The sequence below is a fragment of the Cellulophaga lytica DSM 7489 genome (assembly GCF_000190595.1).
Taxonomy (GTDB): Bacteria; Bacteroidota; Bacteroidia; order Flavobacteriales; family Flavobacteriaceae; genus Cellulophaga; species Cellulophaga lytica.
Window position 1 is genome coordinate 2,855,332 of sequence record NC_015167.1, and the last position, 11,710, is coordinate 2,867,041.

10 protein-coding genes are annotated in these 11,710 nt (G+C 32.2%); 4 read left to right on the forward strand and 6 right to left on the reverse strand.

Annotated elements, in window-relative coordinates; translation table 11 throughout:
- Positions 1-198 precede the first annotated feature (198 nt).
- Together CELLY_RS12575 and CELLY_RS12580 are read left to right on the forward strand one after the other, a co-directional pair.
- Positions 199-3,321: a SusC/RagA family TonB-linked outer membrane protein gene (locus tag CELLY_RS12575; RefSeq protein ID WP_013622057.1), complete on the forward strand. Its 3,123-nt coding sequence runs from the start codon at positions 199-201 to the stop codon at positions 3,319-3,321.
- Between the two features lie 8 nt (positions 3,322-3,329).
- Positions 3,330-4,814: a SusD/RagB family nutrient-binding outer membrane lipoprotein gene (locus tag CELLY_RS12580; protein WP_013622058.1), complete on the forward strand. Its 1,485-nt coding sequence runs from the start codon at positions 3,330-3,332 to the stop codon at positions 4,812-4,814.
- 10 nt (positions 4,815-4,824) lie between these two features.
- Here the strand turns inward: CELLY_RS12580 and CELLY_RS12585 are convergent, their stop codons facing one another.
- From CELLY_RS12585 to CELLY_RS12605, 5 genes are all read right to left on the reverse strand, one after another.
- Positions 4,825-5,871, reverse strand: a complete 1,047-nt coding sequence (locus tag CELLY_RS12585) for an aminotransferase class I/II-fold pyridoxal phosphate-dependent enzyme (protein WP_013622059.1) — start codon at positions 5,869-5,871, stop codon at positions 4,825-4,827.
- Positions 5,871-6,881: a dipeptide epimerase gene (locus CELLY_RS12590; protein WP_013622060.1), complete on the reverse strand. Its 1,011-nt coding sequence runs from the start codon at positions 6,879-6,881 to the stop codon at positions 5,871-5,873. The genes CELLY_RS12585 and CELLY_RS12590 overlap by 1 nt, the downstream gene beginning before the upstream one ends.
- 92 nt (positions 6,882-6,973) lie before the next feature.
- On the reverse strand, positions 6,974-7,690 hold the full coding sequence (locus CELLY_RS12595) for a head GIN domain-containing protein (protein WP_013622061.1): 717 nt from the start codon (positions 7,688-7,690) through the stop codon (positions 6,974-6,976).
- Positions 7,691-7,793: 103 nt separating this feature from the next.
- Positions 7,794-9,536 (reverse strand): PspC domain-containing protein, encoded by a 1,743-nt coding sequence (locus tag CELLY_RS12600; RefSeq protein WP_013622062.1) that lies wholly within the window; start codon positions 9,534-9,536, stop codon positions 7,794-7,796.
- Positions 9,529-9,873: a PadR family transcriptional regulator gene (locus CELLY_RS12605; protein WP_013622063.1), complete on the reverse strand. Its 345-nt coding sequence runs from the start codon at positions 9,871-9,873 to the stop codon at positions 9,529-9,531. The genes CELLY_RS12600 and CELLY_RS12605 overlap by 8 nt, the downstream gene beginning before the upstream one ends.
- Before the next feature lie 241 nt (positions 9,874-10,114).
- Between CELLY_RS12605 and CELLY_RS12610 the strand changes: the two genes are divergently transcribed.
- Both CELLY_RS12610 and CELLY_RS12615 read left to right on the forward strand, forming a co-directional pair.
- Positions 10,115-10,570 (forward strand): DUF4442 domain-containing protein, encoded by a 456-nt coding sequence (locus CELLY_RS12610; RefSeq protein WP_013622064.1) that lies wholly within the window; start codon positions 10,115-10,117, stop codon positions 10,568-10,570.
- A 72-nt stretch (positions 10,571-10,642) separates the two neighbouring features.
- Complete coding sequence (locus CELLY_RS12615) at positions 10,643-11,440, forward strand: TIGR00266 family protein (protein WP_013622065.1); 798 nt, start codon at positions 10,643-10,645, stop codon at positions 11,438-11,440.
- Between the two features lie 37 nt (positions 11,441-11,477).
- On the opposite strand, the gene CELLY_RS17100 is transcribed toward CELLY_RS12615, so the two are convergent.
- Entirely contained in the window at positions 11,478-11,642 is a 165-nt protein-coding gene (locus CELLY_RS17100) for a hypothetical protein (protein ID WP_156099842.1), read from the reverse strand.
- Positions 11,643-11,710 lie beyond the last annotated feature (68 nt).

Sequence of the window (11,710 nt, forward strand, 5' to 3'; positions counted from 1 at the left end):
TATTGTCATAAACACAATAATTTAGTATATTTTATGATAATTGTTTTGATTATTGGGTTTTTTTATAGTGTTTTTGTACGAAAAAACCTGTTTAATTAAGAATTGTTTAATATTAAGGAGTTTATTAATTTGATTTATTGATTTTTTTATTGACTTTAGTTTATCCTAACTAATTTATTAATCAAAAACTCAATTTTTATGAAAAACACATTAGTATTACTCTTTAGTGTGCTTTTTACAACCATTGCTTATTCTCAACAAATTTCAGGTACTGTTACAGACAGTGAGGGAATTCCGTTATTAGGGGTTACAATAGTTGTAAAAGGTACACAAAATGGAACCACAACAGATTTTGATGGCAAATATATAATTGATGCCAAACAGTCAGATGTATTGAAGTTTTCCTATATAGGAATGTTACCGAAAGAAATAACGGTAGAGGCAACATCTGTAATTAATGTTACTTTAGAAGAAGATGCAAGTCTACTAGATGAAGTTGTTGTAACAGCTTTTGGTGTAGAGAAAAAAGAAAAATCTTTAGGATACTCTGTAACGCAAGTTAAATCTGAAGATTTAAACTTATCCGGACAAGCAAATGCCTTAGAAGCACTGCAAGGTAGGGTGGCAGGTGTACAAATTAATAGAACATCTGGTTCATCTGGTGGTGGTGTAGATATCCTTATTAGAGGGGTTACATCTGTAAATCCAGATCGTAGTAACCAGCCTTTAATTATTGTAGATGGTATCGCGTTAAATAATGATACTTTCTCTGGAAACGTGTCACCTAGTGCAGGGTCTAATTCACCTAGCAGCTCAGAGCAATTTAGTTTTTCTAATAGAGCAGGGGATATTAACCCAGAAGATATAGAAAGTTACAATGTATTAAAAGGAGCTGCCGCAACAGCACTTTATGGTGTAAGGGCTGCAAACGGAGCAATTGTAATTACTACAAAAAAAGGAAAAAAAGGAAAAGCAAAAATTAACTTTACAGCTTCTACAACCTTTAGAAATTTAGAAAAAACTCCAAATTTGCAAGAAACCTATAGAGAAGGATTTAGCGGAGCGCCTAGAACTTTATATGATCCAGATTCAGATACTGGTTTTAATAGAGTTCAAAACGCAACTTCGTTTTATTCTTGGGGACCTAAGTATACAGAAGACTCATATACACTAGAGTCAGGTGAAATAGTAGATTTATCTAACGATCAGTTTTACAGTCCGTATGATTTATTTAAAACAGGGGTAAATACTCAGGTTAATTTAAATATTAGTGGAGCAACAGATAAAATGGATTATTTCTTTTCTGTAGGTAACAACAGTGAAGAAGGTATATTACCAGGAACCTATTATGATAAAACAAATTTTAGACTTAAAAGTGGGTATCAAGTTACAGACAATTTTAGTATAAATACATCTATATCTTACTCTAAATCTGGCGGTAACAGAGGAAACTCAGGAGATAAGTCTGTTATGAGTTCTTTATCCTATTACTCTGGTACATTTCCTATAAATGATTATCAAAATCCAGATGGTACGCAACGTAACTATACATTTGGAATCATAGATAATCCAAGGTATTTTATAGAAAAAAGTAGCTTATATGATGATGTAAATCGTTGGGTTGGTAATGCAATATTTAAGTATTCACCTAAAGATTGGTTAAATATTACGTATTCTGCGCAGGTAGATAATTATTCAGATCAGAGAAACCGTTTTGTTCCAGCAGATTTAGATGTTGGTACACAAGTAGGTGGTTTTATTGTAAATCAGAATATAAATTTTACAGCACTAGAATCTAACTTTTTAGTTGCAATGAACAAAGATTGGTCTGATGATTTTAGAACAGATCTTACTTTAGGTCATCAAGTATCAGATACTAAAAGAGATTATGCAGATGTAAGAGGAGAAACATTAAATGTACCAGGCATAAATGAACTTGGTAATACTATAAATACTTTTGCTAATGAGAGTGTTACTCAGTTACGTAATGTTGGTGTATTTGGAGAACTTAAACTGAGTTATTTAGATAAGTTATTTTTAACAGTTACAGGTCGTAATGATTGGGTTTCTACCTTGCCAAAAGATAATAGATCTTTCTTTTATCCTTCAGTAAGTTTAGCTTATGATATTTCTGATGTTTTTGGAGATAATGATGTGTTTACTTTTGGTAAACTTAGAGCATCATGGGCTGAAGTAGGTAAAGGACCATTATTTGGTCAAGTGGGTCATTATTTTGTGGTAGACGGAGACTTCCCTTTTGGAGGAGCGGGTGGTTACAGATCTAGTACAGCTTTAGGAGATTTAGATATTGTCCCAGAAAGAAATCAATCTACAGAAATAGGAGCAGATTTAAGGTTTTTGAAAAACCGTATACGCTTAGACTATGCATATTATAAAACCAGAGTTAAGGATCAAATTTTTGGCGTAGGAACAGCGTATTCTTCAGGTATATCTAGAATTGTTAGAAACGCAGGTGATTTTGAAGTGTTTGGACACGAATTTTTATTAAGTGCAGATATTATAAAATCTAAAGATTTTAACTGGGAAGTAGTTTTAAATTGGTCTACTAGTGAAGGAAAAGTATTAGATATACCAGATGATATAGAAAGCATAATTTTTGCAGATTCTGGTTTTGCAGGTGTAACATCAGAAATTAGAGAAGGTGATAAAATGGGTTCTTTATACGGATGGAAATGGCGTTATGAAAACGGTGAGCGTTATATTGATGCTAATGGTAAACCAGAAATAGACTTCACAGAACGCCAAAAAGTAGGTAATGCTTTTCCAGACTATATTACATCTTTAGCTAATAGTTTTAAATGGAAAAATTTAGGGTTTAACTTTTTGTTAGAATATAAAAAAGGAGGAGATATTTATGACGCAGGAAGAAGAAACTCTATTAGAAATGGTATACTTGAAGTTACAGAATTTAGAGACGAAACCACTGTTCTAAGTGGAGTTATGGATGATGGAAATGGTGGTTTTATACCAAACACAACAGAGGTTTTAATAGATCAAAACTACTATCGTAGTTCTACAGATTACAACAGAGCTTCAGAAATTTTAGTACAAGATGCATCTTGGGTAAAGCTCAGAAATATTGGGGTAACATATGATTTGCCATTAAAATTTATAGAAAAAATACATTTAGATAGATTTTCTGTGACTGCTAGTGCCCAAAATATTTTAGTATGGACACCTTATGATGGGTATGACCCAGAAGGAAACCAATACAGTGCAGGTAGTAATGTATATGGTTTCACAGGTCTAAATATTCCTTTGTCTCAAAGTTATAGTTTTGGTATTAATGTAGGATTTTAAAAATAGATATGATGAGAAAATATATATATAAAATAATAATATTATCGCTATTTATAACTGTATTTACAGCTTGTAGTGATGATTATTTTGATGTGAATACGCCTTCTAATACAGCTAAATTAGATCAGTTGCGTATGCAAGACTTGTTAGCGCCAGTTATACATAGTACAATGGAAGGGCAACGCTCTGCCGAATTATCTTTTGGAAATTATGTGCAAAACTTTGTTTTTCAGGGTGGAGGTGCAGCAGGACAAACAACAGCTAGTGGTTTATGGACACAAGTATACTTGTATATTTTGCCAAACATAGACGCTATTAATGAAAAAGCAGTAGAAAATGGTGCAGTACATTATAAAGCTGTTGCAGATATATTAACTGCTATAAATTTAGGTATTGCTACAGATACTTGGGATAATATTCCGTATTCTGATGCTACAGATGGTCCTGATAATAATTTTCCTGCTTTTGATACACAAGAGCAAATTTATGCAAGTATATTTTCATTATTAGATAACGCAATTAATGCTTTAGAAGGTCCAGATGATTCTGGTTTTACATTAGGTAGTGAAGATTTAATATATGGAGGTGATACCGATAAGTGGTTAAGAGCGGCATATACAATTAAGGCTCGTTATCAATTACATTTGGTACAAAAAGGAGAAACAACAGCTGCAGATGTTTTAACAACCATTGCTAATGGCTTTACTTCTTCAGAAGATGATTTTTTAATGTATTATGATGATAAAAATATAAACCCATGGTATTCTGCAGAGGTTTTAGCTAAAAATACAGGAAATGCTCATAATGATATTGCCAGTCAGTTGGTTAGTTCTATGAATGGAGATTACTTTCCTTTTGAGAGTGGTACAGTTAGTATTGACCCAAGATTGCCAATTTTTGCAGATAATGGAGGAGAAGTAGAATGGAAAGGTTATGTTAGTGGTAGTGTAGGCTTAGCTCCAGATGGTACAGATGCAAATACAGGTTTTGCTGTAGATGGCTTTTACACTAGTATAGATGCTCCTTTAATGCTTATAAGCTACGCAGAGGCTATGTTTATAAAAGCTGAAGCTGCTTTTTTAGCTAATGGAGGTAATGCTACAAGTATTGGTACAACAACAGATGCCTATAACGCATATTTAGATGGTATAACTGCTAGTATGCAAATGTATGGTGTAGATGGTACAGATTATTTGGCAGATACAGCTATTAATGTTGGCGAAAGCAATTTAATGTTACAACATATAATGAAAGAGAAGTATATACATAATTTTTTAAACCCAGAAACTTTTGTAGATTTTAGACGCTATAATTTTTCTGATGAGGTTTTTAAAGGGTTAACTATTAGAGAAGAAGAAGCTAGTGATGATAACGAATATTTTGGCCAATGGTTTAGAAGGGCAGAATACCCATCTTCTGAAGTTAATAGAAATGAAGAAAACGTATTGTTAAACCAACAAACACCGGTTACTCCTGTTTGGTGGGATAACTAAATAACTAAACTTAATTAGTAAAAAGGGTATTAATAAGTGTAACAATCTTATTAATATCCTTTTTTTTATGATGTGCACTTAGTACAATTCGGCTCATTGTTGGCGAGTCTTTTTCTGGGTAATTAAAGCTTGTAACTATAATATTATGTTTTTTTAAATAGGCTGTTATTTTTTGATCAGTATACGTAAAAGCTGCATGGTTTGGCATATAACTAAACAAGTTTTTGTTATTTAAACCGTTTAAAAAAAGCTGTATATTATTCTGTAATTTTTGTTGTCTTTTTTTATAAATAGTTTGTGCGGATAATAGCGTGGCAATATTTGCAGGTGTAGCAGGACTAGCACCTCCAAAAAAAGCAGTGGTTTTTAGTTCTTTTATTCTTTTTGCTGTGCTAAAAATAGCTCCTGCTTGCACAGCAAAACCTTTACCAAGTGAACTACATACTATAAGTTCTTTTACACCTAAATTATTTAGTTGTGCATAACAACCTTTGCCATTATTTAAAGGTAGACCAAGTGTGTGTGAGTCATCTGCAACAACAATTATATTTTGCAATGGTAATTGCTGCAACCCTTTAAAATATGGGTAGTTTAAGCCATAAAAATCCAAACTATCTAAAAAAACTACGGGAGTAGTATTAGATTTTTTAATATGATTTTCTACTGCAGTAACTAAATCACTATAACTTGCATAATTGCTAGAGTTGTTTTGATGTAGAGCGGTGTGAGAATTTGGCGCATAAAATAAACTATGTCCTTTTGCTTTAAGGTAATTGCAAACTAACTGCCCTGCTAAATAGCCAGAAGAAACAGTTACACAAGATTCACTTTGTACAAGTTTAGCAAGGTAATTTTCTGTTTTTTTATAGATATCAATTTTAATATTAGATTTTCTAGACGCTCCATAATTGGTACCATACTTTTTAATGTTTTTTAAGTATGTTTTTAAAAATTTTTTATGCTTTTGAAGCCCTAAATAAGCAGTTCCGCCAAAATATAATTTTTTAGAACCATCTACATTAATTTTTCTACCAGGAAATGTAGTAACGTATGTCATTATAATAATGTAATACCAGAACCTCCTGTATTAGGAAAAATTAAGTTTCCGTTTGGTTCTATTTTTATCCCTTTTGCAATGTCTTTACTCAAAAGCATAGCACCATCCATATCTACATAATCTAATTGTGGTGTTAGTTGTGCTATTGCAGAAATACCAACAGATGACTCTGTCATACAACCAACCATAACTTTTAACCCAAGTTCTTTTCCTTTTTTTATCATTCTAAGTGCAGGGGTTAGTCCGCCACATTTGGTTAGTTTTATGTTTATACCATTAAAATGGTAACCACATTGCTCTACGTCAGATTCTACAATACAGCTTTCATCAGCAATAACGGGCAATACACTAGCGTGCATTACTTGTTCCATACCCGTCCAATCATCAGCTTTTAAGGGTTGCTCCAAAAACTCTACACCTAATTTTTTAAGTTCTGGTGCGTAACTTATGGTTTCTTCTGCAGTCCATGCGCAATTAGCATCTATCCTAAAAATGGCATCAGAATATTTTCTTAGCTCTTTTACAATGGCAACATCTTGGTCTGTGCCTAGTTTTATTTTGTAAATAGGCCAAGGCTGTTCTTTCATTTTTGCAACCATATTATCTATACTATCTATACCAATAGTAAAATTTGTAATAGGGTAGGAGCTATTATCTGTATTCCATATTTTATACAAAGGCTTGTTTAAAATTTTACCATACAAATCGTGTGCAGCTAAATCTAGTGCACAAATAGCAAAGTTGCTTAAGTGTTTTTTATTTAAAAATTGATTAAAATCTTCAGGCGTGGTAAAAGTATAGTTCTCAATTTCTGTTCGTATGCTTTCAATTTCTTGTTGCATACTCTCAAAAGTAATTTTGTAGTACGGGTTTGCTGTAGCTTCACCATAACCAACTTTATCATTTAAACCAAGACTTACCACCATACTGTCTTGAAAATTATGAGACTCTCTAGAAATACTAAATGTATGTTTTAGGGGAAGAACATACTTTGTTAAGGTTAAATTCATATCAATATTTAAATTTATACTAATATAACAAGGTCAACCTTGTAAACAAAACAAGATTGACCTTAATAAAACGCTTTTAACATTTAATTTTTTTATCTCTTTTTTACGCTGCCAGATGAAGATTTATTCTTTTTAACTGTAGCAGTACCACTGTACTTAATATCTGCACCACTACTTGCATCAGCTATTAAAGAGTCAGACACATCTACACTAATATCTGCGCCGCTACTAGCATCTGCATCACAGGTTTTTGTTTTTAGTTCATAAGCATCAATATCAGACCCGCTACTAGCATTTACAGTTAGGTTGTTTGTTTTACCACTTAACTTAATATCTGCTCCACTGCTACAATCAGCATTTACAGAGTTAGCAACTAAAGCTATTTGTATATCTGCACCGCTACTGGCATTTAAATCTATTTCATTAGTCTCTATCTGAGATTCTGAAATTAATTCTGCTCCACTAGAGCTGTATAGTGCAGTAACTACAGGTAATGTAACGTGTACGTTTTTTGTAGCTCTGCCAATATTTTCTATAGCGTGTATTTTAAGTTTACCGTCTTTAATATCTGTACCAATAAGGTCTATAACATTTTCATCTGCCTCTACACGTATACTAAATTCTTTAGCTTGTGTAACATATACATTAATACCTTCTGATGCAGAAATACGCTCAAAACTTGTTGCTACATCTCTGCTTTGCTCTGTTAATACTCCGTTTCCTTTTTTGCCGCTTCCTATGTTAAACGAACAAGAAGTAAATAGTAAACTTAATACTACTGCAATTGTAATTTTAGATAGTGTTGCCATAATTGTTGTTTTTTGTTGATTGTGATGTAAAAGTCTATAAATGTTTGTGGTAAAACTAAATTTAAAGACTGAATTGTTGTTTTTTAGAACTGAATTGTAAGTTTTAATTGTTTGAAGATTCTATACGTGCACCGTTTTCATCTATTTTAATATTTAAAGAGTTTTCGTTTGCATTAATTTTAATGTTTACACCTTCTTCATCTAATATTAACTCTGAATTTTTATTGCTGTTTTCGTCATCATCATCATTATTATCTTCATCAATTTCGTCATTAATACAGTCTAGGCACTCTAAAACACCTTGCTTGTTCATACGCCAAGTATAATTTTTAACATCAGACCTGTATATTTCTTCTTTGTATGATGTATGCCATCCTATTCTGTTTGTATCTGTATTAAAATCAAACTTAACAATAACATTTTTAGGAATGTAAAGGGTAATGTTTACCTCCTGATCTCTAAATTTACCATTAGGATCTAGTGATAAAAAGTTATCTAGAATTACTCTATTTTCTAAAACTTGATAATTATACTCTATAGTTTTTGCTCTTTCTCTTGCTTCATCAAAAGAACTACCTTGAGATACTTTTTGTATTTTAATTTTTGCAATGTCAGTATCAGACCTTACAATGTCAAACCTAAAATCATTATCTAATAAAAGCTTTTTACCATTTTCATCTGTAGTAAATGTCATTCCGTTAATTCTAAAATTCTCTGGTCTGTCATAATTTTTACTACTTCTGGTGCCAATGTAAATAGTGTCTAGAGGCTTTGTAAAATTTAATTGCTCTGTTTTATTAATACTACCTTTATACATATTTGCGGTAGCTTGTTTTATGGTAATAATTGTTAAGCCAATAATAGCGGCAAGCCAAACACCAAGTAACGTTAATTTGGCAATTGTACCAATAGATTTAAGGTTAGATACTACAATTTTTAATCCTAAATAAAGTAAAAAGAAAAATGGAATTGCTATAGCAAAAAATACAAGCATAGAAATTAACCAAATTGGCGAATTAGAGGTGTTTATTAGGTTATAAAGAGGTGTGTTGTTAACTACAAAAGCATCTGAAAAACCTGCTATAAAAAGCCCAATAAATGTACCTATAACTACAGATCCGCCAACTAAAATTAAAAACAACCCTATGACTTTACCTATGCTTTTAAAAATAAAGCTAAAAAACGTGCCAATGGCATCAAAAAAAGTTTGTATGCCAGACTTAATTTTATGATTGGCCTTGTTGTAATCTGCATTTTTTACTTTATTAGTTACGGTATCAAAACTTTCTTTAACGGTACGTTCTATATTACTAATATTTATAGACTCGCCACGCATATCTAATTTTTGCGAGGTTGTTTTAGCTTCTGGAATTAAAAATAATAGTAATATATATATTACAATAAAACCACTAAAAGTAGCTAAAGTAAGCACTACCCACAGTAGACGAACCCACCAAGGGTTAATACCTAAATAATGTGCCATACCGGCAGATATACCACCAATATACTTATTGTCTGTATCTCTGTAAAGCTTTTTGGTTCTAGATTTTGATGTAGGCTCTTCGTCTTCAAAAATTTCTTCATCTACACGGTAATCTTCAGGTTGCCCCATAACAGCAATAACATCTTCTACATCTGTTTTAGTAATTACTTGCTGTTCGTTTTTAATTTTTTCCTGAAAAAGTTCTGCTATTCTTGCTTCTATGTCAGAAATAATTTCATCACTACCAGGGCCATTGTTTAAAGATTGTTTTATAGCTTTTAAATAGGTGTCTAGTTTACGATAAGCATCTTCGTCTATATGAAAGAATAAGTTAGCCAAGTTTATATTTATAGTCTTATTCATTGTTCGTTTTTTTTGAGTTGGTAACTAGGTTTACGGCATTTCTGAGCTCGTCCCAGGTGGTGTTTAATTCGGTTAAAAATTCTTCTCCTGTTTTTGTAAGGGCGTAGTATTTTCTTGGTGGTCCAGAGGTAGACTCTTCCCAACGATACGTAAGTAAACCAGCGTTTTTTAGTCTTGTTAATAATGGGTAAATAGTGCCTTCTACAACTAGCATTTTGGCATCTTTTAACGTAGAAAGAATTTCAGAGGTATATTTGTCTTCTCCCTTTAATATAGAAAGAATGCAATACTCTAAAACACCTTTGCGCATTTGTGCCTTTGTGTTTTCTATCTTCATAGTTTAGATATTCTTTTAAAACCCGAATAAGAAACGGGTTGTTTTTGATTTGATGAACAAACTCCGTTGAATTATTTTTTACAGAATTGATTAGGTTCTATAACTCTAACTTGTTAGTTTCTTATGCAAATATATATCTTTAAAAAGGTATTGTGCAAAACATAGTACTAAAAATTAACTTTAATTTAACATTTACAAATTCAACTATTTTCAATACTTTTATAAAAATTATAAAAATAGAATGGCAAAAAGCACATTAAAATACAACGTATTTAATTTTTTTAAGTTACCATCTGCTTGGTGGTGCGGAGTACGTTTAAAGCATATTGATGAAAAAAAAGCAGTAGTTACTGTAAAGCATAGATGGTTTAACCAAAACCCATTTAACTCTATGTTTTGGGCAGTACAAGGTATGGCGGCAGAGTATGCAACAGGAATAATGGTTATAGACCAAATTGAAAAAAGTGGTAGAAAAATATCTATGCTTGTAGCAAGCAATAATGCAACTTTTACAAAAAAAGCTACAGGTAGAATTACTTTTACTTGTGAAGATGGCCACTTAATTGAAGATGCAATTAAAAAAACTATTGCAACAGGAGAAGGGCAAATATTTACAATGAAATCTGTTGGTGTTAATACAGATGGAGTGGTGGTTTCTACTTTTAATTTTGACTGGACAGTGCGTTTAAAGAAATAATTTTTTTTAAAATATGTAACATTCTCTATTTTGTTGCTACCTATTAGTGTCAATCAAAATCAAAATATAAAAATGAATGCACACGAAATAGATTACCATGTTTATGGAGAAGAAATGCAGTATGTAGAAATAGAATTAGACCCGCAAGAAGCTGTTGTAGCAGAAGCTGGTAGTTTTATGATGATGGATACTGATATAAAAATGGATACCATTTTTGGAGATGGCTCTAACCAAGATACTAGTGTTTTGGGTAAAATTTTTTCAGCAGGAAAGCGAATGTTAACTGGTGAAAGTTTATTTATGACAGCCTTTTTAAATATTGGAGCAAATAAAAGAAAAGTAAGTTTTGCTTCTCCTTATCCCGGAAAAATATTACCAATAGATTTATCTGAAAAAAATGGAAAATTTATTTGTCAAAAAGATGCTTTCTTGTGCGCAGCTAAGGGAGTGTCTGTTGGTATAGAATTTTCTAGAAAACTTGGTCGTGGTCTTTTTGGCGGCGAAGGTTTTATAATGCAAAAGTTAGAAGGAGACGGAATGGCATTTGTACACGCAGGCGGCACTATGGCTAAAAAAGTATTGGCTGCAGGTGAAGTTTTAAAGGTAGATACAGGTTGTATTGTAGGCTTTTCACAAACCATTAATTATGATGTTGAGTTTGTAGGCGGAATTAAGAATACTGTTTTTGGCGGCGAAGGGTTATTTTTTGCAACACTACGTGGGCCAGGTACTGTTTATATACAATCTTTACCATTTAGCAGACTAGCTGGCCGTGTATTAGCTTCGGTTCCTAAAGGCGGAAAAGATAGGGGAGAAGGTAGTTTGTTAGGAGGTTTAGGAGATCTTTTAGATGGTGATAATAGGTTTTAGAACTGGTAATAATCTAAAATAATTACTGATTTATAAATTATAAGAGTTCTAACCAAATAAAGGACACAATTGTAAAAAGAAAAGAACCAATTATTAGTTTTTTGTTTACGCTAGGTGTGTTAATTGCAGATAAGAAGAAACCTAAAATACAACCCGTAATAACACCTGCTGCACCTAGCCATATGTATAATAGCTCGGGCATACTATGAGGGTGAGATGGTCCGTTTTTATAAATTAAAAAAAATAGTATCACAGAAGCTAATAAGCAAC

Bases quoted from the DNA above. Each gene is read 5' to 3' on its own strand.
- CELLY_RS12600 (WP_013622062.1), bottom strand. From the start codon at position 9,536: ATGAATAAGACTATAAATATAAACTTGGCTAACTTATTCTTTCATATA.
- CELLY_RS12605 (WP_013622063.1), bottom strand. From the start codon at position 9,873: ATGAAGATAGAAAACACAAAGGCACAAATGCGCAAAGGTGTTTTAGAG.
- CELLY_RS12610 (WP_013622064.1), top strand. From the start codon at position 10,115: ATGGCAAAAAGCACATTAAAATACAACGTATTTAATTTTTTTAAGTTA.
- CELLY_RS12575 (WP_013622057.1), top strand. From the start codon at position 199: ATGAAAAACACATTAGTATTACTCTTTAGTGTGCTTTTTACAACCATT.
- CELLY_RS12615 (WP_013622065.1), top strand. From the start codon at position 10,643: ATGAATGCACACGAAATAGATTACCATGTTTATGGAGAAGAAATGCAG.
- CELLY_RS12585 (WP_013622059.1), bottom strand. From the start codon at position 5,871: ATGACATACGTTACTACATTTCCTGGTAGAAAAATTAATGTAGATGGT.
- CELLY_RS12580 (WP_013622058.1), top strand. From the start codon at position 3,330: ATGATGAGAAAATATATATATAAAATAATAATATTATCGCTATTTATA.
- CELLY_RS12595 (WP_013622061.1), bottom strand. From the start codon at position 7,690: ATGGCAACACTATCTAAAATTACAATTGCAGTAGTATTAAGTTTACTA.
- CELLY_RS17100 (WP_156099842.1), bottom strand. From the start codon at position 11,642: ATGCCCGAGCTATTATACATATGGCTAGGTGCAGCAGGTGTTATTACG.
- CELLY_RS12590 (WP_013622060.1), bottom strand. From the start codon at position 6,881: ATGAATTTAACCTTAACAAAGTATGTTCTTCCCCTAAAACATACATTT.